The organism is Pantoea sp. B65 (assembly GCF_047308185.1).
Lineage (GTDB): Bacteria > Pseudomonadota > Gammaproteobacteria > Enterobacterales > Enterobacteriaceae > Erwinia.
Genome location: NZ_JAHXPU010000045.1, coordinates 260,011 through 285,157, shown reverse-complemented (window position 1 = coordinate 285,157; position 25,147 = coordinate 260,011). Strand labels below are relative to the sequence as shown.

The following is a 25,147-nucleotide window of genomic DNA, read 5'->3' as shown; positions in this document are numbered from 1 at the left end:
TGTCTCTCGATCCAGACGCAGCGCGCAATAGCTGCCAGTTTCACATAAAAATTCAGGCGAAAGTGGAAAAACCACTATTTTGGCACTGAATTTAACCGCTAATTGCGCATAATATGCTATGCAAAATCGCTTCATTACATATTTACTACTAGTAAAAAGCATTATTTAACAAAGCTTTAACTAATTAACTAATATCAATAACCGGCATAAGTGGTAAGGGAGTCAGAATTTAGCCTGTTTTCGGCATAATTGCAGCTAACCGAGGTATGGGGCGATTTGACGCGCTGAAATGGCATAAATTGCCTGAGACAGCAGCCATTATTACATGCAATAATCGGCAGCTAATCTGTTACACATCAAGAGTCCAGCACGTTTTCGTACTCATTTTTTGCGTAAGGCGAAGGATTATTTTTATGAAGCTGAAGAATACCATTCTGGCGACGGCCCTGTTGTCTCTTACAACATTAACCGCACATGCGGCACAGGAGCTCTCTCCGGAAAAAGCGGCCTCACTGAAACCATTCGAGCGAATTGCGGTTTCTGGCCGTTTTAACTCTATTGGTGATGCCAGTGATGCCGTCTCGGCGCGTGCCGACACCCTTGGCGCCGCCTCCTACTATATTCAGGCCATTAATGACACCAATGGCAATGGCGGCAACTGGCGCGTTACCGCAGATCTGTATAAAGCGGATGCGCCGGCGGCGGATAACAGTACTCACTACCGCCTGTTTAACGGTGTTAAAGAACTGCCGAAAAATGAAGCTTTCCTGCTGGAACCGTACGATACCGTTTCGGTGAACGGCTTCTATCGTAGCCAGCCTGACGTGAATGACGCCATCTCCAAAGCAGCGCAACAGAAAGGCGCCGCTTCCTTCTTTATTGTACGTCAGATTGATGCCAATAGCGGCGGCAACCAGTACGTTACCGCTTATATCTATAAAGCCGATGCGCCGAAACGTAAAGTCCAGAGCCCGGATCTGATCCCGGCGGATTCTGCAGCCGGTAAAGCCGCGCTGGCGGCTGGCGGTGAAGAAGCGAAAAAAGTGGAGCTGCCTGGCGTCGCCTCTTCTGAGACCCCAAGCAACAACGTCGGCCGTTTCTTTGAGACCCAGTCTTCAACCGGTCAGCGTTATACCGTGAAGATGAGCGATGGCACCTCAATTCAGGAAGTGAACAATATCACTGCCGCGCAGATGCAGCCATTCGACACCGTTACTTTTACCGGTCACTACAGTTCGCCAACTGAGGTGTCTGAAGAAGCAGCGCGTCGTGCCGCGACGAAAGGCGCTAAGTTTTACCATATCACCCGTCAGTGGCAGAACCAGAGTGGCGGTAACGTTACCGTCACCGCTGATATCTTTAAATAAGCCGCCCTCAGGGCAGCGCAATGCTGCCCTGAATATTGCTGAATAATCGGTATCTCTTTTTGCATAATCACTCATTGCACTCCGTCCGCTCACTCCGTAAAATCAGCCGCCCGTTTTAGCGATTTCGCACGATAAAACCCATCTTCACCTGGGTGAAATTCGTCCACTATCCGCTTACTTAGTTATTTATGCTGCAGTCAGGATGCTTTCTTGGATAAAAAATTAGGTCTTACCGCCCTCACCGCACTGGTGCTCAGTTCAATGCTGGGCGCCGGCGTCTTTAGCCTGCCGCAAAATATGGCGGCGGTTGCCAGCCCCGCAGCGTTGCTGATTGGCTGGCTGATTACCGGCATGGGTATTCTGCTGCTATCGCTGGCGCTGCTGCTGCTGACACGCCTGAAACCGGAACTGGATGGCGGTATCTATAGCTATGCGCGTGCCGGATTTGGTGAACTGGTCGGCTTTTGCTCCGCCTGGGGCTACTGGCTATGCGCAGTAATTGCCAATGTCTCCTACCTGGTGATTGTGTTCTCGGCGCTGAGTTTTTTTACCGACTCACCCGGTCAGGTCGTCTTTGGCGACGGTAATACCTGGCAGGCGGTGCTGGGTGCTTCAGTGCTGTTGTGGATGATCCACTGGCTGGTATTGCGTGGCGTGCAGACCGCCGCCAGTATCAATCTGATAGCGACGCTTGGGAAACTGTTACCGCTCGGACTGTTTGTGCTGCTGGCCAGCGCCGTATTTAATGCCGACCGCTTTGCCGTCGATTTTAGCGGGCTGACGCTGGGTAAACCGCTATGGGAGCAGGTGAAAAACACCATGTTGATCACCCTGTGGGTGTTTATTGGCGTGGAAGGTGCGGTGGTGGTCTCCGGGCGGGCGCGTAATAAGCAGGATGTGGGGCGCGCCACGCTACTGGCGGTGATTGCCGCCCTGATCGTCTATCTGCTGGTGACCCTGTTATCCCTCGGCGTAGTACCGCGCGCCGAACTGGCAGAGATGCGCAACCCGTCAATGGCCGGGCTGATGACGCGCTTAATCGGCGGCTGGGGAGACGTGGTGATTGCCGTCGGCCTGATTATATCGGTCTGCGGCGCCTGGCTGAGCTGGACCATTATGGCGGCGGAAGTCCCCTTTATCGCCGCCCGGCAGGGAGCCTTCCCGCGCTCACTCAGCAAACAGAACCGACGCGGATCGCCTTCTGCCTCACTGTGGCTGACCAACGGCAGTATTCAGCTGTGTCTGATTTTGATCTGGCTGACCCACGCCGACTATAACTCGCTACTGACCATCGCTTCGGAAATGATTCTGCTGCCCTACTTTCTGGTCGGCGCCTATCTGCTGCAACTGTCGCTGAAGCTGAAGAAACCGGCAGTCACTCTGGTCGCGCTGGGTGCCTGCGCCTACGGCATCTGGCTGCTGTATGCCTCCGGGCCGTTGCACTTACTGCTGTCGGTAGTGCTGTATGCGCCGGGTCTGCTACTGTTTTTGTTCGCCCGCCGTGGGGGACGCGCACAGCAAAGCCTGAGCCGGGTCGAGTCGGCGGCCATTGCGTTGCTAATGGCGGCGGCTTGTCCCGCCCTGTGGCTATTGCTAAAGTGAGCGAAAATGATCGGGCAGTAGTCTGATGTACTATCAGTGGGCGGCCGTCAGAAAGTGGATGCTGAGACGGTCGTCATGCTGAGTGAGAGCCAGCGGCTTGCGATACTCTTGTTGAATGGTCGCGAGTTGTTGCGTCGACAGCGGGTAAGGCAACAAAATATCCAGTTGATCAATCTGTTGCTGTTCCGCCAGAGTAATCAACCGCGCAATGTTAATTTCATCACTGACCTGGGTTGAAATAATTTGCAACGCTAATTCTTTCAGACGCTCTGCCGGAGCACGCTGGGGGTTGCCAGGTTTACGCGTTACCATGCCGAAGATCGGCATCACGCCGTAGATGGCATCAACGAAACTCCAGCGTTTTTTGCAGGAAGCGGAGAGAAAATCCATATAGTTGAAGCAGATGCGGTCACTGTACCCGGCTGACGCCAGCTCTTTATCAGACACCCTCGATCTCCTCCAATGGAAAAAAATGGTTTATACGCAGAACAACCATGCGAATATAATGGCATATTTTAGGGTGCCTGTACTATACATCTTACGTTATTTAGCGCGGGTTCGTTTCACCCGTCATATTAAGTTGCAGGTACCTTGTGGCATCTGAATGCCGCTTGCCTGTAACCTGCATGATTTAGGGTATCGTTGTTCCATATAATAAAGGATATGCTGCTGTCTCCGCAGACAGCCGCACAGCGCTATGAGCAAAATTGTATTCGTTGAAGATGATCAGGATGTCGGTGAGCTGATCGCAGCCTACCTTGGCCGCCATGATATTGATGTCATTGTCGAAAGCCGTGGCGATCGTGCTGAGCAGGTGATTGTTGACGCCGATCCGGATCTGGTGATGCTGGATATTATGTTACCGGGTAAAGATGGGATGACGCTGTGCCGCGATCTACGCAGCCGCTGGACAGGCCCGATTGTACTACTCACCTCCCTCGACAGTGATATGAACCATATCCTGGCGCTGGAGATGGGCGCCAATGACTATATTCTGAAAACCACCCCGCCGGCGGTGTTGCTGGCCCGTTTACGCCTGCATCTGCGACAGGCTGGCAGCAGCACCAGTAGTAATGAAGATATTGCTCCGGCGTTGTCGGGCCATAAAGCGCTGCGTTTTGGCACGCTGTTTATCGATCCGGTAAACCGGCAGGTGGCGCTTTCTGATGAGAATATCGCACTGTCTACCGCTGACTTCGATCTGCTGTGGGAACTGGCCACCCATGCCGGACAAACGCTGAATCGCGACGCTCTGCTGAAAACCCTGCGCGGCGTAAGTTATGACGGGCTGGATCGCAGTATTGACGTCGCCATCTCACGTCTGCGTAAAAAGCTGCACGATAGCGCGACCGAACCTTATCGGATCAAAACCATCCGTAATAGAGGTTATTTGTTTGCACCACACGCCTGGGAAAGCCACAGCGAATGAGAAAGCTTTTTATCCAGTTTTACCTGCTGCTGTTTGTCTGCTTTCTGGTAATGGCAATGCTGGTCGGGCTGGTCTATAAATTTACTGCCGAGCGCGCCGGACGTCAGTCGATGGACGACCTGATGAAAAGCTCGCTCTATCTGATGCGCAGCGAACTACGCGAGACTCCCCTGCGCGACTGGAATAAAACCATCAATAAGCTCGACCTGAATCTGTCATTTAAACTGCATATTGAGCCGCTAAATAAGATCCAGCTGGATGAGCCGGCAATGCGTCGCCTGCGCGCAGGCGAAATTGTCGCGATTGATGATGAATACACTTTTATGCAGCATATCCCACGCAGCCACTATGTGCTGGTGGTCGGACCGATCCCCTATCTGTTCTTTTTACATCAGATGCGTATTCTCGATATTATCCTACTGGCATTTATCGGCATGTCGCTGGCGCTACCGGTGTTTATCTGGATGCGCCCGCACTGGCAGGATATGCTGAAGCTGGAGTCCGCCGCCCAGCGCTTAGGCCAGGGACATCTTGATGAACGCATCCATTTTGATAGCGCTTCCAGCCTGGTGCGCCTCGGTGTGGCCTTTAATCAGATGGCCGACAATATAAATACGCTGGTCGCCAGTAAGAAGCAGCTGATCGACGGTATCGCCCATGAGTTGCGAACACCGCTGGTGCGCCTGCGTTATCGTCTGGAAATGAGTGATAATCTGACGCCTGCGGAGTCCGGCGCGCTAAACCGTGATATTGGCCAGCTTGAAGCACTGATTGAAGAGCTGCTGACCTATGCCCGTCTTGATCGTCCCAAAGTCGATTTGACGCTGCGCCAGTTTGATCTGGCCGAGTGGCTGAAAGAGCGGCTGGATGATATTCGTCCGCTGCACCCTGAACATCAGATTACCCTTGATACGCCACAGCGCGAAAATGTCGGTCTTGCCGATGCGCGGCTGATGGAGCGCGTACTGGATAATCTGGTGAATAACGCCCTGCGCTATGCGGATCGGCAGTTGCGCGTCGGCCTGTGGTTCGATGGCAGTACCGCCTGTTTACAGGTGGAAGATGATGGCCCGGGTATTCCGCTGGAGGAACGGCAACGGGTATTTGAACCTTTTGTCCGCCTCGATCCCAGTCGCGACCGTGCCACCGGCGGCTGCGGTTTAGGCCTGGCGATTGTCCATTCCATTGCGCTGGCGCTGGACGGCTATGTGATTATCGACAGCAGCGCCCTCGGCGGCGCCAGCGTTCGCTTTTGCTGGCCGGTTGAATTACCATTACCCGCAATAGCGTCAGCATAATTGTCGTGAAGGCCGGTTATCCGGCCTTTATCGTACTCAGGGGGATATAAAGTGACATCTGCTTATCAGCATCTGACCAACACCTTCCGGCGCCTGTCGCGCTTCGGCCACCTTGCGGCGATTGCCGGCTGGGATATGCAAACCATGATGCCTGCCGGGGGCAGTCGTGCGCGCGGTGAAGCGCTGGCGGAGCTAAGCGTCCTGCAACATGAAATTCTGACCGCGAAGCAGGTGGGTAGCTGGCTGGAACAGGCGCAGGCGGAATCACTGAATGACGTTGAAGCAGCCAACCTGTTTGAAATGCGTCGTGCCTGGCAGCAGGCCTCCTTGCTACCGGCGGCGCTGGTAGAAGCCAAATCGATCGCCGGTTCGCGTTGCGAACACGCCTGGCGCCAACAGCGTCCGGCTAATGACTGGCCGGGCTTCGCCGCCAACCTGAAAGAAGTGGTCAGGCTCAGCCGGGAAGAGGCGGAGATCCGTTCCCAGGCCAATAACTGTTCACGTTATGATGCGCTGCTGGATCTGTTTGAGCCTGGAATGACCAGCGCCAGACTGGACCAAACCTTTGGTGATTTAACACAGTGGTTGCCGGATCTGCTGCAGCGGATTGTGGCGAAACAGGCACAGGAACCGGTTGAACGCCCGGTCGGTCCGTTTGCGGTCGAAGCCCAGCGTCAGCTTGGTCTGAGCATTATGCAACAGCTTGGTTTTGATTTTAATGCCGGTCGCCTCGATGTCAGCGCCCACCCGTTCTGTGGCGGCGTACCGGAAGATGTACGCATTACCACGCGCTATAAAGAAGATCAGTTCCTCAGCGCCATGATGGGGGTGATCCATGAAACCGGTCATGCCCGTTATGAACAAAACTTGCCGAAACAGTGGGCGGGTCAGCCGGTGGCGCATGCCCGCTCCACCGCCATTCATGAGTCACAAAGTCTGTTCTTTGAAATGCAACTGTCGCGCAGTGCTGAGTTCCTGCAGCTGATTCTGCCACAGGTAGTGGCGCAGATGGGCGCGCAACCCGCACTGAATGCCGATAACTTTGTTCGTCTTAACCAGCGGGTAAAACCAGGCCTGATTCGCGTCGATGCTGACGAAGTGAGTTACCCGGCGCATGTCATCCTGCGCTATGAAATTGAACGCGCGCTGATTGGCGGTGAGATTGAGGTCGAGGATATCCCGGCTATCTGGCAGGAAAAGATGCAGGCCTGGCTGGGTATTGATACCAGCGGCAATTATCGTGACGGCTGCATGCAGGATATTCACTGGACCGATGGCGCATTTGGCTACTTCCCGACCTATACGCTTGGCGCAATGTATGCCGCCCAGCTATTCCAGGCAGTAAAACGCGCCCTGCCGCAGCTGGAAAGCCAGATCCGCAGCGGCGATCTGCAGCCGATGTTTGACTGGTTACAACAAAATATCTGGCAGCACGGCAGCCGCTTTAGTACCCGGCAACTGATTACCCATGCCAGCGGAGAAGATCTGAATCCGCTCTATTTCCGTCAGCATCTGGAAAACCGTTATCTGCATAACTGATGATTTTCTGCCGGCGGCATTCGTGCCGCCGCGACGCACGTTACCATCCCTCCCCATGGCTTTTAAATTCAAAACCTTATGCTTTGTACATTCGGTTACACGCCGATACCAAACACTTACGGAAACGGGTGCCTGATTTACCTATAGTGCAGTCACCGGCCCCGCAGTGGGCTAATAGATGAAAAAAACATTCGAGGGTTTTGCAATGAAAAAATTAGTTTCTCTGGTTGTTGCCGCTGCTCTGGGTCTGTCTTCAGTTGCCTTCGCTGCTGAAACCACTCCTGCTGCTGCACCGGCTGCGCCAGTTGCTGCGGCTCCAGCTGCAACCACCGCTGCTCCAGCTAAAGCTTCTGTACATAAAGTTAAAAAACACAAGAAAGCCGCAGTACAGAAAGCTCAGGCAGCTAAAAAACACCACAAGAAAGTCGCTAAGAAACCAGTAGCGCAGAAAGCTCAGGCAGCTAAAAAACTGCAGAAAAAAGCTAAACCAGCAGCCCAGAAAGCGCAGGCAGCTAAAAAAGTACAGAAAAAAGCTAAACCAGTAGCGCAGAAAGCGCAGGCAGCTAAAAAACATCACATGAAAGCCGCTAAGAAAGCCGCTGCAACTCCAGCTGCATAATAATCGCGCCCGTTACCAGGCAAAGCACGACCTGACTATGATAAACACCCGGATTTTCCGGGTGTTTCTTTCCCGGAGTAGCGGAAATGGTGCGTCGCTATCTGTTCGAAATCATCCTGATTGCGATGATCATCTGCGGTATCATTACCGCCAGCTTCTGGCTTTGAATGCTCTAGTACGCTGATATTTCGAATTAAACTCCCATTATTGCTTCTCACCGGCTATAGTTAACGCTTAACGCGTGATAACCACATTTACATCGTTTTCGCCCTTTCTGAGAGTGATATGCGCATAACGGCTGTGTTATTGATGGGATTGCTGTCACTGGCATTTTATTCCCATGCTGATGAAGATTCACTGAGCGAAGATGATGCTCAGACTTTGTTTTTTGGCCATGATGACCGTAAACCGGTGGCCGATACTGCCAGTATGCCGTGGGAAGCCATTGGTCAGCTGGAGACTGAAAGCGGCAATCTGTGCAGTGCGACGTTAATCTCTACCCATCTGGCGCTGACCGCTGGCCATTGTCTGATGGCGCCCCCCGGCAAGCTGGATAAACCGGTAGCATTACGTTTTATTGCTAATGGCAGCAACTGGCGCTATGAGATCCATGATATTGAAGCACGGGTTGATCCGGAGTTAGGTAAAAAACTGAAGGCTGATGGTGACGGCTGGATCGTGCCTGCATCTGCGGCGCCTTATGACTACGCGCTGATTGTGCTGCGTAATCCACCGACCGGCATTGTCCCAGTGCCCCTGTTTGCCGGTTCACGATCTGAACTGACTGCGGCGCTGAAAGCGGTCGATCGCCAGGTGACTCAGGCCGGTTACCCGGAAGATCACCTCGATACCCTCTACTCACACAGTAATTGCCTGGTTACCGGCTGGGCACAGCGTTCGGTATTATCCCATCAGTGTGACACACTGCCGGGCGACAGTGGCTCACCGTTGCTGCTAAAAACCGACGATGGCTGGCAGTTGATTGCGGTGCAAAGTTCGGCGCCGGCGGCGAAAGACCGCTACCGCGCCGATAACCGTGCGATTTCGGTTACCGCTTTTCGCGATCAGCTAAAAAAGCTGGCGCTGTAAATGGCTGGTAAGGCTGACTTCAGCGTCAGCCTCAGCCGTTTTAGTCCCGGCGTCCCTTCGCGGTTACTGCGTTTTTAATTCAATCCCTTATGTTTCGTACATTCGGTTACACGCCGATACCAAACACTCACGGAAACTGGCGCGTGATTTACATATAGTACTTTCACCAGCCCCGCAGTGGGCTAATAGGTGAAAAACATTCGAGGGTTTTGCAATGAAAAAATTAGTTTCTCTGGTTGTTGCCGCTGCTCTGGGTCTGTCTTCAGTTGCTTTCGCTGCTGAAACCACTCCGGCTGCTGCTGCTCCAGTTGCTGCAACCACCGCAGCTCCTGCTAAAGCTTCAGTACATAAAGTTAAAAAACACAAAACAGCCGCAGTGCAGAAAGCTCAGGCAGCCAAAAAACTGCACAAAAAAGCTAAACCTGCAGCGCAGAAAGCGCAGGCAGCTAAAAAACTGCACAAAAAAGCTAAACCAGTAGCACAGAAAGCGCAGGCAGCTAAAAAACTGCACAAAAAAGCCACTAAACCAGCAGCACAGAAAGCGCAGGCAGCTAAAAAACTGCACAAAAAAGCTAAACCAGTAGCGCAGAAAGCTCAGGCAGCTAAAAAACACCACAAAAAAGTTGCTAAGAAAGCCGCTGCAACTCCAGCTGCGTAATAATCGCGCGAGTTAGCACACAAGGTACGACATGACTATGATAAACACCCGGATTTCCGGGTGTTTCTTTACCGGAGTAGCGGAAATGGTGCGTCGCTATCTGTTCGAAATCATCCTGGTTGCGATGATCGTCTGCGGTATCATTACCGCCAGCTTCTGGCTTTAAATACTCTGACACACTGCTGTTCCGCACCCACTTCCGGTATCACTTCTCACTGTCTGTCGTTAACAGTTAATGCCTGACCGCTATTGGCAGCATTGTCACCGTTTCTTCCCGTCCTTTTACCTGCGCGCCCGGCTGAAATAACCGGCGTACTCAATGGCGATAAAGACTGACGTTGCCGTCAGCCGCAGACAAACCCGCAAAGGTCGGTACGACGCTGGATTCACAGCGCAATCTGCTCCATCGCCTGCAGAATGCGTTTATCGGAGATCGGGTATGGCGTCCCCAGTTGCTGAGCGAAATAGCTAACGCGTAACTCCTCGATCATCCAGCGAATTTCCTGAACCTCTTCATCATCCCGGCGCGCCGGCGGCAGCTTGTTCAGCCAGCTATTCCACGCTTTTTCCACCTGCTCCACTTTCAGCATCCGTGCGCGGTCGCTGTGCGGATCCACCGGCAGTTTTTCCAGGCGCCGTTCAATGGCATGCAGATAACGCAGGGTATCCGGCAGGCGTTTCCAGCCGTTTTGCGTGACAAAACCACGATAGACCAGCGCCCCCATCTGCGCTTTAATATCGGATAAGGCCAGCGCCAGCGCCATATCCACCCGTCCCTTCAGGCGTTTATTAATACTAAATACCGACGTCAGGATCTGTTCGACCAGTTTGGCAATCTCCACCACGGTTTCATTCAGTTCAGCACGTACCTTGTCATGTAAGCGGCTAAAGTCCGCTTCCAGCCAGGTCGGACCGCCAAATTCAGCGATCAGCTTATCGACGCCACAGGCGATGCAGTCATCAATTAAATCAAGAACTTTGCCATAAGGGTTAAAATAGAGTCCCAGCTTGGCTTTGTTCGGCAGCTTTTCATGCAGGTACTTGATTGGCGAAGGGATATTCAGCAACAGTAATCGCCGCTGACCACGCCACATCATCTTCTGCTGCTCCTGCTGACTGTCAAACAGACGGATTGCCACACTCTCTTTTTCATCCACCAACGCCGGCCAGGCTTTGACACTGTAATTACCGCGTTTCTGCTCGAAATGATCCGGTAAATCACCAAAACTCCACAGATGTAACCCGCTTTGCTCCAGCCCGTCATCCGCCACTTGCGATAGCGTTTCCTGCACCTTGCCTTTCAGCTCCGCGCGCAGTGCCGTTAAGTCTTTGCCTTCCTTCAGTTTGCGGTTGTTCTCATCCACCACGCGGAAAGTCATTTTCAGATGATCGGGCACCTGTTCCCACTGCCAGGCATCACGTTCAATGGTGACGCCAGACATGCGGCGGAACTCCCGCTCCAGCGCGTCCAGCAACGGGGTTGCCAGCGGCGTAACGCGATCGAGGAAAGCTTCGGCATAATTCGGGGCCGGGACAAAATTACGTCGTAACGGTTTCGGCAACGACTTAATCAGAGCGATAACTAATTCACGCCGTACGCCGGGTATTTGCCACTCAAATCCGGCCTCTTCCACCTGATTCAGCAACGGTAGCGGAATATGTACCGTCACCCCGTCGGCGTCAGTTCCGGGTTCAAACTGGTAGCTCAGACGTAATTTAAGGTTGCCCTGATGCCAGAAATTCGGATAGTCCAGTTTGCTGACATTAGCGGCCCCCTCTTTAATTAACATCTCTTTGGCAAAATTCAGCAGTTCCGGCGTCTGTTTGCTGACACTCTGCCACCAGCTGTCAAAATGACGGGCGGAAACCACCTCATGGCCAATGCGCTGGTCATAGAAACTGAACAGCGTTTCGTCATCCACCAGAATGTCGCGACGACGCGATTTATGCTCCAGCTCCTCGATTTCACTGCGCAATTTGAGGTTGGCTTTGAAAAACGCATGGCGCGTCTGCCAGTCGCCTTCCACCAGCGCATGGCGGATAAACAATTCGCGCGACAGCGCCGCATCAATCTGGCCGTAATTGACCTTGCGTGCGGCAACAATCGGCAGGCCATACAGCGTGACCTTTTCCGTGGCCATCACCGCGCCCTGCGCCTTTTCCCAGTGCGGTTCGCTGTAGCTGCGCTTCAGCAGATGCTGCGCAATCGGTTCAATCCATTCCGGCTCGATGCGTGCGGCAATTCGCCCCCACAGACGGCTGGTTTCCACCAGTTCCGCCACCATGGTCCACTTTGGCGGCTTTTTAAACAGTCCGGAGCCGGGAAAAATCACAAAGCGCGCGTTACGTGCGCCGGTAAATTCCTGCTTATCAGCATCTTTCTGGCCGATATGGGACAGTAAACCACTGAGTAAGGCGACGTGAATTTCGCGAAACTCCGCGGGTTCACTGTTCACCGGCAGCCCCAGTTCGCGCACCACCTGACGCAGCTGGGTATAAATATCCTGCCATTCGCGTACGCGCAGATAATTGAGAAAGTCGCTTTTACACTGGCGACGGAACTGGCTGGCAGACAACGCTTTCTGCTGCTCTTTCAGGTAGTCCCACAGATTCACAAACGCCATAAAATCGGAATCTTTATCGGCAAAGCGCCGGTGTTTCTCATCCGCTGCCTGCTGCTTCTCTACCGGACGTTCGCGCGGATCCTGAATCGACAGCGCGGCAGTGATAATCATCACCTCACGCACACAGCCATACTGCTGCGCCGCCAGCACCATCCTCGCCAGACGCGGGTCGACCGGCAATTGCGCCAGCTGGCGACCGGAGGCGGTAAGCTTATAGCGCTGTCCCTCTTCCTGAATAATGGCGCCCAGCTCTTCCAGCAGACGCACGCCATCCTGAATATTGCGTTTGTCCGGCGCTTCGACAAACGGAAAGGCACTGATATCGCCGAGGCCCAGTGCGGTCATCTGCAGAATGACCGAGGCAAGGTTGGTACGCAGAATTTCCGGATCGGTAAATTCCGGGCGATTATTAAAATCATCCTCGGCATACAGACGGATACAGATACCTTCCGATACGCGACCACAACGCCCTTTACGCTGGTTGGCGGATGCCTGCGAGATTGGCTCAATCGGCAGACGCTGGACTTTGGTGCGGTAGCTATAGCGACTGATACGCGCGGTGCCGGGATCGATGACATATTTGATGCCGGGCACCGTTAGCGATGTTTCCGCCACATTGGTGGCCAGCACGATACGGCGGCCGCTATGCGACTGAAACACCCGGTTCTGCTCGGCATTCGACAGGCGTGCATACAGCGGCAACACCTCGGTGTGGGCTAAGTCACGCTTTATCAGGGCATCGGCGGTATCACGGATCTCGCGTTCACCACTCATAAAGATCAGAATGTCCCCCCGACTCTCCTGACCCAGTTCGTCCACCGCATCAAAAATTGCCTGCAGCTGATCGCGATCGCTGTCATCAATATCTTCGGAAACCGGCCGGTAGCGTACCTCAACCGGATAGGTTCGACCGGAGACTTCAATAATCGGCGCATGATTGAAATGGCGGGAAAAACGTCCGGGATCGATAGTCGCAGATGTAATAATAATCTTCAGATCCGGGCGGCGCGGCAGTAACTCGCGCAGGTAGCCCAGCAGGAAGTCGATATTCAGACTGCGCTCATGGGCTTCATCAATAATGATGGTGTCATACTGCATCAACAGGCGATCCTGCTGGATCTCCGCCAGCAGAATACCGTCGGTCATCAACTTGACCTGGGTTGTCTCACCCACCTGATCGTTAAAGCGGACTTTATAGCCAACACAGCCGCCGGGGGTGGTTTCCAGCTCTTCGGCAATACGGTTCGCCACCGTGCGCGCCGCGAGGCGGCGTGGCTGGGTATGGCCAATCAGCCCCTTAATCCCGCGCCCCAACTCCATACAGATTTTCGGCAGCTGAGTGGTTTTACCGGAACCGGTTTCACCGGCGACAATCACCACCTGATGATCGCGGATCGCCGCAGCAATATCCTGTTTTCTCTGGCTGACCGGTAAGTTATCAGGAAAGGTGATTTTCGGCATGGCTGCCTGCCGCTGAGTAATGCGCAGCTCGGCATCGGCAATCTCTTTGCCCAGCTCATCAGCAATCCCCTGTTGCGCCGCAAGGTTTTTGACTTTGCTGGCGCCCTGCAGGCGACGCTGCAGACGTTGACGATCGCGCAGCATCAGGCTGTCAAGACGTGACCAGAGCGCTGTCAGCGGCGAAGTATGTGTATTTTCAGACATGTTGGTTCCGTACCCGTTTAGCGCAGCGACGGTCAGTTATCGTAAAGTGCCGCTGGCTGGCGCCAGCGTCGCTGGCCTTAAATATTTAGCATTAATGGCGCGCAGTTTAGCACAGGGTCATAAATGTGAGCGCGATCTCTCAGTGCGCTTGTTCAATATTTTCGAACATAGGTCTCGAAATATTGCGCTATCACTCGCTGATAAATGGCCCTACAGTGTAAATCATTGAGCGGACAGTGTTCCGCGTTCACAGACAGGAAAAGATGATGAGCAAAGTATTAGTTCTTAAGTCCAGTATTCTCGCCGGTTATTCGCAGTCAAGCCAGCTGGCTGATTTTTATGTTGAGCAGGTAAAAGCGGCTGGCGCCGGTAATGAAGTTACCGTGCGTGATCTGGCGGCAAATCCTATCCCGGTACTCGATGGTGAACTGGTTGGCGCCCTGCGTCCTTCCGACGCTCCACTGACGCCACGTCAGCAGGAAGCACTGGCGCTGTCTGACGAGCTGATTGCTGAACTGCAGGCTCATGACATCGTGGTGATTGCCGCGCCAATGTACAACTTTAATATCCCAACCCAGCTGAAAAACTACTTCGACCTGATTGCCCGTGCCGGCGTGACGTTCCGTTATACCGAAGCGGGTCCGGAAGGTCTGGTTAAAGGCAAGCAGGCAGTGATCCTGTCCAGCCGCGGCGGTATTCACAAAGACACCCCGACCGATCTGCTGACCCCTTATGTCAAACTGTTCCTCGGTTTCATCGGCATCACCGATGTAAGCTTTGTGTTTGCTGAAGGTATCGCTTACGGTCCGGAAGTGGCGACGAAAGCCACCAGCGACGCCAAAGACGCGATCAAACAGATCGTAGCGGCGTAACCGACGCCCGCGATACGGTCAACGCCCGATAATGGCTATCGGGCGTTTCTTATTTTATCCGCGGCGCCATTACGCCCGTCTTGTGCTTTGCCTTTCCCCGCCACCTGTCAAATCCGCTAAAGAATAATCCCCCGCATGAAGCCGTAAACTCAGCGTAGAAACCTGTAAAAAAGCGTATTAATCCCGATGAGACACTACCTTTTGACAAAAAATAAAAACATACCTACATAGTAACTGATACTGATTATCAGATCAGTTACTAATACCATTCTGACAGGAGCGACTATGAAAACGTTATGTTATACGTCAGTGCTGCTTCTCTTCACTGGCGCGCTACCGCTAAATGCCGCTGCTCACGGCGCCGTCTCTTACCCTATTTCACGCCAGTATCAGTGTTATAAAGATGGCGGTTACTGGGGAGAATCCGTTGATACCATCCCCAACGCGGGCTGCCGCGCCAGTTTTCTGGTTTCCCATGCTTACCCTTTCACACAATGGCATGAGATCTCAGCCAATCCCAGCCCCAATGATCAACAGGCGGCGATCGAGCGCGCAGTGCCGAACGGCTTGTTATGCGCCGCAGGCGACCCCAAAAAGCGTGGTCTGGATCGTCCACAGTCTGAAGGATGGAAAACCACCACCATTTACCCCGGGCCGCTGGAATTAACATGGGACCTGATGGCCCCCCACAACCCCTCCCGCGCCATCGTGTATATCACCAAAGACAACACCTTTCAAAACCGTGAGCTGCGCTGGTCCGATTTACGCGAAATCTACCGTGGTGTCATGCCAAACCCGCGGCAACGTAACGCACCGCAGCGATACATTATTCCACTGGAGATCCCGAATATCACCGGCCGGGCGATTATCTATAGCCTCTGGCAGCGCGAGGATACCGGTAATGAAGTCTTTTTCAACTGCAGCGATGTGATAGTGAAAGGTGACGATGAAGCCGGTAATCCCACACAACCGGCTGAACCCGGAGAGGAGTGGAACGAAGAACAGCCGTTTATCAAATACGGCATTACACCAAAGGCCGGTGAGCATGTCAGGTTCAGAATACTCGGTGGCCCCGGCGGGATGGAACTGGTTGATCTTAATATTCCGGTAAGCGCGCAAAATGCCGATGATTACCGCTGGGCGGAAGAACTGGCGCGGGAACTGAATCAATCTCACAGCGATGTGGTGATGATAGGTGTTAAACAGCATGGCCAGATTCAATATGAGCCCACGCTGGCGCTGGTACACACCAATCTGGTCTGGGTGAAAGATAGCGCTTATACCAGTGCGCTATCGATTTTCACTGATGAAAAACCGTCGCAACCCCAGCCCGGCGTTCCCGGCGATAAAGTCTGGCCAGAAGGGATTGGCAGCTATGAAACCGGTGAAACGGTGGTGAAAGGACTTGATGGGCAACGCTGGCGCTGTCGCCCCTTCCCGCAGGGGGGCTGGTGTAATATTAATCACCCGGCCTATGCGCCAGGCGGTGCGCACATGGCGACTTCCGCCGCGGCTCAGGCATGGGAACCGGTTAAATAACCGGATATCGGCCAGGGATACGCTGCTGTCGCAGCACCGATCACGCTCGCTGCCAGCGTATCCAGTAGTTAATTTTTCTGCAGCCACTGCCCGTTTATACCGCGCACATACTCTCCTGCCGCCGCGCGCTGCACCAGTTTTTCACCGGCGATGCGTGCGACTTCCGCTGTCGACAGGTTATTGCGCGTGGCCAGTTGCTGATAATGTTCAGCACGCCCCTGATTAATCCGCGCGACCAGCGCCATGGTTTCACTGTCCTGCCTGATCGGCGCGATATAGCCACTCAGGGTTTCACCAACCCGCCCCTGTTGACGCGCTTCCGCCAGCGACAATGCCCATGCTGACGGGGAGAGTAGCGCCGCCGCCAGCATCAGCCAGAGTAATATCTTCATATCCGGCCTCCGTCAGAACAGATCGCTTTGATTTTTGAGTAACGTTTCCACATCCTTATCCACCCGGATATGAATCTCATGCTCAATTTTCACATTCATATTGATGGTAATCGGCTCTTTCGGCGCGGCCACTTCGATACGTGGCACGCAGCCCGCCAGCAACCCCCACACCGGTAACCACACCAGCGCCTTAGTTATCAGTGTCATGACTCTTCTTTTCCTTCTGCGACGGCAGGGTGGCGTTTTGCTCCACCCAGGATTGCAAGTTATCGCCAAAGCGCAGGCTGCGCCAGAGCTGAAACAGATTCTCACGATGCGTATAATTGAGCGTCACGCGCTGGGTTTTATCGCGAAAGCGACTACTGCCGGCCACTTGCGCGCTCATGGTCAGCTCGCCAAGATTGTCGAGGTTAATGGTGGCCCATGAGCGCGAGATCTCCATATAGCGCAGCCAGTCCAGCGCCACACTGGCGGCCATATTATTGCTGGCGATGGCATCGGCCATTTGCTGATCCAGCCGCAGCGTCAGGCTGCCGCTATTGGCTATCCAGCCCTGTTGAATCAGCCACTGCGGATGGTTCAGCCACAGCGGCAAAGCGCCATTAATATGCCCTGACATGGCGATCTGCTTCGGTTTTATCGCCGTTACCAGCTCGCTGAGGCCGATCTCATGCAGCCTGACAGTCGCCGCCTGATGCTGGGGCAATGACAGCTCAGCCATGCTCAATTTACCGCCAAGCAGATCAACACTCACATTACTGAGTCTCAGCGGCTGCCTGTCACTATATGGATAGCTGCCCTGCAGATCGGCGGTAATATTGCTGAGGGCAAACTGGTTTTTGACCGCTTTAATCCGCAGTGAAACCGGACCGCGCGCACCAAAGTACCATTGATGTGCTTTTAGACGGAACGGCAGCGAAAAGTCGACGCCATTGATCTCGTTATCCGGCATGCGTACGCTGCCGTTGTTAACCGCCCAGTGTCCTCCGGCCGCCAGCCCCTGACGGGCGGCGGCGGAAAACGCCACCTGCGCGCGTAGGGTACCGGACTGGATGTTCATTTTCATCTCACGACTCAACAGCGGCTGAAACACCATCAGCGACTGTTCTGGCCACCACGCCTGGCCACGCAGGCGCTGGCCATCCCAGCGTCCATTGACCCGCAGCGGTCCGATGGCCTCCGCCTGCAATGCGCCGTTAAACAGAAAGTCCGCCGGATCGCGGCCCTTAACCCGTAAATTCAGTGTCGAAGAAGGCAAATAACCGCCCGAGGTAAAGGTGGTTTCACGCGCCGCCAGCTGTAACTCCCCGTCAAAGGCGGGATGCTGAGCGGAACGTTGCCAGCGCACCGGAGCATTCAGCGTCAGGCGCGGCGACTGCACATTGACCATGCCATAACTGAGGTGGTCAAAACCGGTCGACAGAGTATTCAGCTCGATGGTGCTGTCGCGCCAGTTGCCGGTACCCGCCGCATCCCATTTCGCCGCCAGCGGCGCCATATACCCCTTCCCCCAGTAGCGCCAGTCCCAGCGCCCGCTATCCGGCCAGAACTGGCTCGCGCGACCATCCAGATGCAGCGTAAAACGCCCCATATTCGGGTCGTGCGCTTGTAGAATGGCCTGTAAACGGCCATCAATACCGGCGGAAGAGAGCTTTACCCCGGCCAGCGGCCAGCGCGCCTCATCGACTTCCAGCGTCGATAGCAGGCGGCCGCGCATACGCAGCAGAGCGCCCGGCTGCAGAACCAGTTGCGGATCGAGCAATGACCCGTTAATCATCCCCGCCATCCGGCTGTAAAACTGTAGCGCCTGCAGTTTACTGCTGCCGGTGAGCTGGAACGGTAGCTGGCTGTTAAGCATATCCAGATGACCTGGCCCCATGCTCAGCACCACGTTCCCCTTGCCGCCGCGTCCGGAAGTTAACAGGTTGAGACGCGCACGGATTTCCGTAGCGGCCAGCCCCTGCTGCCATCCACTGAGCGTCAGTGATATGCCGCCAGAAACCGGCTGCATGGCATAAGGCCAGCGCCAGGCGCCCTGGCGGATCTCAATCTGTTGCGGCGTAATGTTCCAGGGCAGGCTGAGCAGCGGCGCGGCCTCATCCGGCGGACTGATCACCAGTTCCCCCTGTTGCTGTTGCCAGTTCAGCAACACTGTCAGCGGTTGTGGCATACCCGGTAATGAGAGATCGCCGTGCAACTTTCCGTCCAACGGCAGGCCAGCGGGAATGACCGGCAAGGTTAACTGCCCGGCGAGGATCACCGGTTTTGTCAGCGCCGGGTGGCTGAGACGGAGTTGCTGAAGCTGCAGTTGCTGCCCCTGCAGGCGCGCACTAAGCTGAAGGTTGTTGCCCTGAAAATATAGCTGCTGCTGTGTGCTATCCAGCGACAGCTGCAGCTTACCGGCATACGCCTGATAAGGCGCGATCTCCAGCTGGCTGATGACAATATCCGCCGCGGGCAACATTTTCTGCCATGCTGCCAGCGAGCGCGGAGCGTCAGGTTTTTCTGCTGGCGGCAGCTTATTCAGACAAGGGATATTCAGACTCAGGCTATCGGCGCTGACCTGCCAGCGCGGGTGGCGCCAGCGGAGGGTCACGCCGCTTACCGACGCCAGCACACAGTCGCCCGCCTGATAATTCAGACCGGATAACCACAGACCGCCATTGCGCCAGTGCGGATTCCCCGCCAGCACTATCGTGGTATCCGGCGGCAGCCAGATACCCGCCAGACGCGGCAGCCAGCGGGTAACGCTTAGCATTAGCCCGCAAAACAGCATTACCAACGCCAGTAGCGCAGCACAAAAAATGTAAAAGCCCCGACTCATGGCACTGAATATCCGTTATGTCCGTCACGATCGTAGGATAAATGATGGCACGTAACCGTACCCCGGTGAAGTTTTTATCCATAAATCAAACAATTCGTCGCAGAATAATCGCCATTAACCACCAGTTTTTTACTGCGTATTGAGAATAATTGTTAATATGGTTTATCTTCAGCAAAAGAATCAGCCAGAAAGTTTAATGACCGGAGCGTAACAATGAAACTTGCAGTGTACAGCACCAAGCAATATGACCGGAAATATCTGGAAAACGTCAATCAAAGCTACGGCTTTGAACTGGAGTTTTTTGACTTCCTGTTAAATGAGCGCACGGCGAAAACTGCGGTAGGTTGCGAAGGCGTCTGTCTGTTCGTTAATGATGACGGCAGCCGGGCGGTACTGGAAGAACTGGCGCAGCTGGGAGTGAAGTTTGTCGCCCTGCGCTGCGCCGGTTTCAATAATGTTGACCTCGACGCGGCCAAACAGCTGGGTATTCATGTGGTACGCGTACCGGCTTATTCGCCGGAAGCGGTTGCCGAACATGCAATTGGTATGATGATGACGCTCAACCGGCGTATCCATCGTGCTTATCAACGTACGCGCGATGCCAATTTCTCGCTGGAAGGGTTGATTGGTTTTAATATGCACGGGCGCACCGCCGGGGTGATTGGCACCGGTAAGATCGGCATTGCGGCATTGCGTATTCTGAAAGGTTTCGGCATGCGACTGCTGGCATTTGATCCTTATCCAAACCCGCAGGCGCTGGAACTGGGCGCAGAGTATGTCGATATCAAAACCCTGTTCCGTCAGTCGGACGTCATCAGCCTGCACTGCCCGCTGACGCCGGAGAATCATCATCTGCTCAACGCCGAGGCCTTTAGCCAGATGAAGGATGGCGTGATGATTATCAATACCAGTCGCGGCGGTCTGATTGATTCACAGGCGGCAATTGATGCGCTGAAGTTGCAGAAAATTGGTTCACTGGGAATGGACGTGTATGAAAATGAACGCGATCTGTTCTTTGAAGATAAATCCAATGACGTGATTCAGGATGATATATTCCGTCGCCTGTCAGCCTGCCACAACGTGCTGTTTACCGGCCATCAGGCATTTTTAACCGCCGAAGCCCTGACCAGTATTTCCCAGACTACGCTGGAGAACTTACGCCTGCTGGAGAAAGGTGAAGCCTGCGTCAATGAACTGACCGCATAATCCTGCCCGGGTCACCGCCGGTGACCCGTTTTTATCCTGTCAGAAACGGGCGCAGCTGCCGCTCATCAGCGCACTTTCTCCGCAGCGGCGACCATTGGCCAACTGGCACATCCCCACTGACGATCCATCCAGCTGACGCGATAACGCCAGCGTGCCACCGGCATTAGCGCAATTGGCGGCGGCCAGATCAGACATCGCCACTCTGGCGGGTACGTGTGCGGCTGTTGCCTGTTGCGGCGGCTCTTTGTCGGTATTGCTGCTGCATGCTGATAATAGCAAGGCAGCGCCGGCAAGCAGGAAAATCGCTGCTTTCATCTGTTGGGCTCCGGGATGAGGTCTGAGGAAAAGCTTCGCCAGCATAAGCCACGTTTCACCACAGGTCGATAGCTGTAATGATTTTTTACTTAATAATATTTAAAAAATGCAATAGCTGATTATCTGATTATCTGGCGTTTATCTGAACGCGCTTTACCGTAACCACCGCAGAGGGTGGCTACAGCGGCGGCGCAGCCTCTCTTCGCCGCCGCAAAAACCGCCCGATGCGATCGCCAATGCGACTCCCCGCCAGCCAGCACACAAATGTCAAAATCCACCGAATGCCCGTTTGCTAAACTGCAACTATCACCCTGTATTTTACATGGCTGATATTTTCTGGCTAAGGGTCAACTATGATAATAATCAACGACGCGGCGGCCTCGGCTAGCGGCAGCGCTACTGGCGCAGCTTAGAAGTGACAATGTCACTACAAACCGTCAGCGTGAGCCCGTCGCCATCCTGCGCGCACCGCTTAAAATGATTGATGAAGAAGATGCGCGCCAGTGAGTCAGAGAGGTGATGCACTGGTGGAGAAAGCAATCTGGTTGATTGGCGGCGACGGCTGGGCTTACGATATTGGCTTTGGTGGTCTTGACCATGTGCTCAGTCTGACAGAAAACGTTAATGCGCGGGTGCTGGATACTCAGGGCTACTCCAATACCGGCGGTCACTAAGTTTGGCGGACAGGCTAAACGTAATGAACAGCGTTTTCGCCGTCTTTTCACGCAACAACCTGAAGTTGCCCGCCAGCTGTGGCATGATGCCAGTGACGATCTGCAGCGACGCTATCAGATGCCGGCAGGGATGGCGGGTAAAGAGGAAACAACCGAGTAACTACAGAGTGGGCGACAAGCATGTCGCTCCGAAAACGAAGAGTACAGGAGAGAATAAATGAGCAGTAAAAGCCTGATGATCGTTGCAAAATTTGTGGCACAACCGGGAAAAGCCGATGAACTTAAAAAAGTGCTTAACGCTTGTGTGGCGCCAAGCCGCGCGGAAGCCGGATGCGTTCATTACGATCTTTACCGCAGTGTGGAAGATGGCAACGTATTCCTGTTTCATGAAACCTGGCAGGACGAGGCGGCAATTGCGCTGCATAACCAGCAGCCGCACTTTAAAAAGCTGATTGCCGGCAGTGAAAGCCTGTTACAACAGCCACCGGAAGTGATTACGCACTAAAAGGTTTACCGCCAAAGTACGCGTACAGCGGCTTTGGCGGGCGTCCGATTACTTCAGCAGACGTGCGCGGCAGCTTTTGCCTTTGATTTTACCCTGCTGCAATTGCTTCATCGCCTGACGCGCGGCGTCATGACGAATCGCAACATAGGCATGGGTGGGGGTAATATCGATTTTCCCCACCAGTTCCGCAGACAATCCTGCATCACCGGTTAAGGCACCGAGAATATCTCCCGGACGGATTTTCGCTTTACGGCCACCATCAATACATAAGGTCGCCATTTCGGCATCCAGCGGGCGGACGTCGACCGACTTCAGCGGCGCACCCGGCTGCCAGTTCAGACTCATCTGCAGATAATCTTCCAGCGCGTGGGCACGCACCATCTCATCGGCGGCGACAAAACTGATTGCTTTGCCCTGCAGTCCGTTGCGCGCGGTACGACCAATGCGATGGACATGCACTTCCGGATCAAACGAGAGCTGATAGTTCACCACCATCGACAACTCTTTAATATCCAGACCGCGCGCGGCGACATCCGTCGCCACCAGCACCCGGCAGCTGCCGTTAGCAAAGCGGATCATAACCTGGTCACGATCGCGCTGCTCTAAATCGCCATGCAGCGCCATGGTGCTAATCTGGCTGCTATCCAGCGCCTGAGCAATCTCATCACACTCACGTTTGGTGTTACAAAATACCACGCAGGATTTTGGCTGCTGCTGACTGAGCAAGCCAATCAGCATCGACAGCTTCTCGCGGTTGCTGGCTTCAAAGAAGGTTTGCTCAATCTCAGGTAATTCGGAAACATCACCGGTTTCTACCGTGAGCGGATCGCGCTGAATACGGCTACTGATCTGCGCAATACCCTGTGGCCAGGTGGCGGAAAACAACAGCGTCTGACGTTCGGCGCTGGTGTAACTGATAACGGTATCGATATCTTCGCGGAAGCCCATCTCCAGCATGCGGTCAGCTTCATCAAGAACCAGCGTGGTCAGGCTGTCCAGTTTCAGCGTTTCGCGTTTCAGATGATCCATAATCCGCCCTGGCGTGCCGACGACAATATGCGGAGCATGCAGCAATGAATCGCGCTGCGCCGCCAGCGGCTGTCCGCCACACAGGGTGAGAATTTTAATATTCTGAGTGAAACGCGCCAGACGACGCAGCTCTTTCGCTACCTGATCCGCCAGCTCGCGGGTCGGACAAAGCACCAGCGACTGTGTACTGTAGCGGCCCGCATCAATGCGTTGCAGCACGCCAAGACCAAAAGCGGCAGTTTTACCACTGCCGGTTTTAGCTTGTGCGCGTACATCACGCCCTTCAAGGATGGCGGGCAGCGCAGCAGCCTGAATTGGCGTCATCGCCAGATAACCCATCTCTTCAAGGTTAGCAAGCTGGCTGGCGGGTAATTGCGTCAGGGTTGAAAAAGCGGTCACGGGAAACTCTCTGCAAAAAATCGGGCGGGTTTAATGGCGCGTAGTCTAGCAGAAAAGTCATCTTTTCCTGCATCATTCCGGCAATCAGGTTACTTCAGCCAGATACAGATGAGCCAAACAACTCCCTGTGGATGCGCGGATCAATAAAAGTCATCGGTTTTTTCTCATCTTTGGTCGCCGGCAGTGCCTCCCCTGTCACCCTGTCGCCCGCTTCCTGCAAAGTCACTTTCAGCTTTGCCGAGGGACGCCACTCTAAAACGTGCTGGTATTCGGCGACGTAATCCGTACCATACAGCCCTATATGCATACTGGATGTTGTCAGCAGGTGCAAATCCGGCTCCTGTGGTGCCACTTTTGAGTTTGAGTGTCGAATAAATGTCAGAAAATCAAGAAATTAACAAAAAAGAGCAGTACAACCTGAATAAACTTCAGAAGCGCCTGCGCCGTAACGTCGGTTCTGCGATTGCCGATTTTAATATGATCGAAGATGGCGATCGCATTATGGTCTGCCTCTCCGGCGGCAAAGACAGCTACACCATGCTGGAACTGTTGAGCAGTTTGCAGAAAAGCGCCCCGGTCTCTTTCTCGCTGGTGGCGGTTAACCTTGATCAGAAACAGCCTGGTTTTCCTGCACATATTCTGCCGCAATATCTCGAAACGCTGGGCGTTGAGTATAAAATTGTCACCGAAGACACCTACGCCATCGTGAAAGATAAAATTCCGGAAGGAAAGACCACCTGCTCACTTTGCTCACGCCTGCGTCGCGGCATTCTGTACCGCACCGCCAGTGAACTCGGGGCGACGAAAATTGCCCTTGGGCACCATCGTGACGACATTCTGCAGACGCTGTTCCTTAATATGTTCTACGGCGGCAAAATGAAGGGCATGCCGCCAAAACTGATGAGTGATGACGGTAAGCATATTGTTATTCGTCCGCTGGCCTACTGCCGCGAAAAAGATATTGAGCGATTTGCCATTGCGCGTCAGTACCCGATTATCCCGTGCAACCTCTGTGGTTCACAGCCTAATCTGCAACGCCAGGTGATTGCCGATATGCTACGCGACTGGGATAAACGCTATCCGGGCCGGATTGAAACCATGTTCAGCGCCATGCAGAATCTGGTGCCTTCACATATGGCCGATATCGCGCTGTTTGATTTTAAAGGCATTAAACACGGCGGCGAAGTGGTTGACGGCGGCGATCTGGCTTTCGATCGTGAGTCGTTGCCGCTACAGCCAGCTGGCTGGCAGCCCGAAGAAGATGATGAACAGCCGCCATTACAGCGACTGGATATTGTCGAACTCAGATAACCATCAGGGGCACTGCGGTGCCCCTTTTTATTAGCTATATGGCGGTGGATCAATAATCGGATGGGGGTCCGGGTCATCGGGCGGCGGGTCGGGAATTGGCTGCGGTCGTGGAATCGGATCCGGAATCGGCACGGGATCGACAGGTACCGGATCGGAAGCCCGGGGCTGTTCTGCATAATCAGTTGCGAACA

General features: G+C 54.1%; 21 protein-coding genes and 2 pseudogenes. 16 read left to right on the top strand and 7 right to left on the bottom strand.

The window, feature by feature from the left end; translation table 11 throughout:
* Nucleotides 1-413 precede the first annotated feature (413 nt).
* Both ydgH and JWF83_RS25400 read left to right on the top strand, forming a co-directional pair.
* The gene (ydgH, locus tag JWF83_RS25405; protein WP_413653277.1) at nucleotides 414-1,367 is read left to right on the top strand and encodes a DUF1471 family protein YdgH; all 954 of its coding nucleotides are present in this window, start codon (nucleotides 414-416) and stop codon (nucleotides 1,365-1,367) included.
* A 210-nt stretch (nucleotides 1,368-1,577) separates the two neighbouring features.
* Nucleotides 1,578-2,969, top strand: coding sequence for an amino acid permease (locus JWF83_RS25400; RefSeq protein ID WP_413653276.1), 1,392 nt, complete (start codon nucleotides 1,578-1,580; stop codon nucleotides 2,967-2,969).
* A 33-nt stretch (nucleotides 2,970-3,002) separates the two neighbouring features.
* Here JWF83_RS25400 and JWF83_RS25395 read toward each other — a convergent pair whose 3' ends face one another.
* Complete coding sequence (locus tag JWF83_RS25395; protein ID WP_413653274.1) at nucleotides 3,003-3,416, bottom strand: hypothetical protein; 414 nt, start codon at nucleotides 3,414-3,416, stop codon at nucleotides 3,003-3,005.
* 250 nt (nucleotides 3,417-3,666) lie between these two features.
* Between JWF83_RS25395 and rstA the strand changes: the two genes are divergently transcribed.
* The 7 genes from rstA (at nucleotide 3,667) to JWF83_RS25360 (ending at nucleotide 9,767) form a co-directional block, all read left to right on the top strand.
* Nucleotides 3,667-4,398, top strand: a complete 732-nt coding sequence (gene rstA, locus JWF83_RS25390; protein ID WP_413653273.1) for a two-component system response regulator RstA — start codon at nucleotides 3,667-3,669, stop codon at nucleotides 4,396-4,398.
* Nucleotides 4,395-5,696, top strand: coding sequence for a two-component system sensor histidine kinase RstB (gene rstB, locus JWF83_RS25385; RefSeq protein WP_413653272.1), 1,302 nt, complete (start codon nucleotides 4,395-4,397; stop codon nucleotides 5,694-5,696). The genes rstA and rstB overlap by 4 nt, the downstream gene beginning before the upstream one ends.
* 51 nt (nucleotides 5,697-5,747) lie before the next feature.
* The gene (locus JWF83_RS25380; protein WP_413653271.1) at nucleotides 5,748-7,235 is read left to right on the top strand and encodes a carboxypeptidase M32; all 1,488 of its coding nucleotides are present in this window, start codon (nucleotides 5,748-5,750) and stop codon (nucleotides 7,233-7,235) included.
* A 205-nt stretch (nucleotides 7,236-7,440) separates the two neighbouring features.
* Nucleotides 7,441-7,854 carry an acid resistance repetitive basic protein Asr gene (asr, locus tag JWF83_RS25375; RefSeq protein WP_413653540.1) on the top strand — a complete coding sequence of 138 codons (414 nt, stop codon included), beginning with the start codon at nucleotides 7,441-7,443 and terminating at the stop codon, nucleotides 7,852-7,854.
* 285 nt (nucleotides 7,855-8,139) lie between these two features.
* A complete protein-coding gene (locus JWF83_RS25370) occupies nucleotides 8,140-8,943 on the top strand; it encodes a trypsin-like serine peptidase (protein ID WP_413653270.1) in 804 nt (267 codons plus the stop codon).
* A gap of 214 nt (nucleotides 8,944-9,157) precedes the next feature.
* The gene (gene asr / locus JWF83_RS25365; RefSeq protein WP_413653269.1) at nucleotides 9,158-9,601 is read left to right on the top strand and encodes an acid resistance repetitive basic protein Asr; all 444 of its coding nucleotides are present in this window, start codon (nucleotides 9,158-9,160) and stop codon (nucleotides 9,599-9,601) included.
* Nucleotides 9,602-9,632: 31 nt separating this feature from the next.
* Nucleotides 9,633-9,767, top strand: coding sequence for a hypothetical protein (locus JWF83_RS25360; protein ID WP_413653268.1), 135 nt, complete (start codon nucleotides 9,633-9,635; stop codon nucleotides 9,765-9,767).
* Nucleotides 9,768-9,987: 220 nt separating this feature from the next.
* On the opposite strand, the gene hrpA is transcribed toward JWF83_RS25360, so the two are convergent.
* The gene (gene hrpA, locus JWF83_RS25355; protein ID WP_413653266.1) at nucleotides 9,988-13,890 is read right to left on the bottom strand and encodes an ATP-dependent RNA helicase HrpA; all 3,903 of its coding nucleotides are present in this window, start codon (nucleotides 13,888-13,890) and stop codon (nucleotides 9,988-9,990) included.
* A 266-nt stretch (nucleotides 13,891-14,156) separates the two neighbouring features.
* Between hrpA and azoR the strand changes: the two genes are divergently transcribed.
* Together azoR and JWF83_RS25345 are read left to right on the top strand one after the other, a co-directional pair.
* Complete coding sequence (gene azoR / locus JWF83_RS25350; protein WP_413653539.1) at nucleotides 14,157-14,762, top strand: FMN-dependent NADH-azoreductase; 606 nt, start codon at nucleotides 14,157-14,159, stop codon at nucleotides 14,760-14,762.
* A 285-nt stretch (nucleotides 14,763-15,047) separates the two neighbouring features.
* A complete protein-coding gene (locus JWF83_RS25345) occupies nucleotides 15,048-16,301 on the top strand; it encodes a lytic polysaccharide monooxygenase (protein ID WP_413653264.1) in 1,254 nt (417 codons plus the stop codon).
* Nucleotides 16,302-16,369: 68 nt separating this feature from the next.
* Here the strand turns inward: JWF83_RS25345 and JWF83_RS25340 are convergent, their stop codons facing one another.
* Genes JWF83_RS25340 through JWF83_RS25330 form a run of 3 tightly spaced genes read right to left on the bottom strand, consistent with a single transcriptional unit; the run spans nucleotide 16,370 to nucleotide 19,517 of the window.
* Nucleotides 16,370-16,693 carry a YdbL family protein gene (locus tag JWF83_RS25340; RefSeq protein WP_413653263.1) on the bottom strand — a complete coding sequence of 108 codons (324 nt, stop codon included), beginning with the start codon at nucleotides 16,691-16,693 and terminating at the stop codon, nucleotides 16,370-16,372.
* A 12-nt stretch (nucleotides 16,694-16,705) separates the two neighbouring features.
* A complete protein-coding gene (locus tag JWF83_RS25335; RefSeq protein WP_413653262.1) occupies nucleotides 16,706-16,900 on the bottom strand; it encodes a YnbE family lipoprotein in 195 nt (64 codons plus the stop codon).
* The gene (locus JWF83_RS25330) at nucleotides 16,884-19,517 is read right to left on the bottom strand and encodes a YdbH family protein (RefSeq protein WP_413653261.1); all 2,634 of its coding nucleotides are present in this window, start codon (nucleotides 19,515-19,517) and stop codon (nucleotides 16,884-16,886) included. Before JWF83_RS25330 ends, JWF83_RS25335 begins: the two co-directional genes overlap by 17 nt.
* Before the next feature lie 213 nt (nucleotides 19,518-19,730).
* Between JWF83_RS25330 and JWF83_RS25325 the strand changes: the two genes are divergently transcribed.
* A complete protein-coding gene (locus tag JWF83_RS25325; RefSeq protein WP_413653260.1) occupies nucleotides 19,731-20,723 on the top strand; it encodes a 2-hydroxyacid dehydrogenase in 993 nt (330 codons plus the stop codon).
* Nucleotides 20,724-20,762: 39 nt separating this feature from the next.
* Here JWF83_RS25325 and JWF83_RS25320 read toward each other — a convergent pair whose 3' ends face one another.
* Nucleotides 20,763-21,038, bottom strand: coding sequence for a DUF333 domain-containing protein (locus JWF83_RS25320; protein WP_413653259.1), 276 nt, complete (start codon nucleotides 21,036-21,038; stop codon nucleotides 20,763-20,765).
* Nucleotides 21,039-21,556: 518 nt separating this feature from the next.
* Between JWF83_RS25320 and JWF83_RS25315 the strand changes: the two are divergent.
* Both JWF83_RS25315 and JWF83_RS25310 read left to right on the top strand, forming a co-directional pair.
* Nucleotides 21,557-21,872: pseudogene (locus tag JWF83_RS25315) on the top strand (hypothetical protein); the annotation flags it as partial.
* A gap of 57 nt (nucleotides 21,873-21,929) precedes the next feature.
* Nucleotides 21,930-22,217, top strand: coding sequence for a putative quinol monooxygenase (locus tag JWF83_RS25310; protein ID WP_413653258.1), 288 nt, complete (start codon nucleotides 21,930-21,932; stop codon nucleotides 22,215-22,217).
* Between the two features lie 48 nt (nucleotides 22,218-22,265).
* On the opposite strand, the gene dbpA is transcribed toward JWF83_RS25310, so the two are convergent.
* Entirely contained in the window at nucleotides 22,266-23,645 is a 1,380-nt protein-coding gene (dbpA, locus tag JWF83_RS25305; RefSeq protein ID WP_413653257.1) for an ATP-dependent RNA helicase DbpA, read from the bottom strand.
* A gap of 213 nt (nucleotides 23,646-23,858) precedes the next feature.
* Here dbpA and JWF83_RS25300 point away from each other — a divergent pair.
* Both JWF83_RS25300 and ttcA read left to right on the top strand, forming a co-directional pair.
* Nucleotides 23,859-23,984 (top strand): annotated as a pseudogene (locus JWF83_RS25300) (site-specific integrase); the annotation flags it as partial.
* 36 nt (nucleotides 23,985-24,020) lie between these two features.
* Nucleotides 24,021-24,956, top strand: coding sequence for a tRNA 2-thiocytidine(32) synthetase TtcA (ttcA, locus tag JWF83_RS25295; RefSeq protein WP_413653256.1), 936 nt, complete (start codon nucleotides 24,021-24,023; stop codon nucleotides 24,954-24,956).
* Nucleotides 24,957-25,147: the final 191 nt, after the last annotated feature.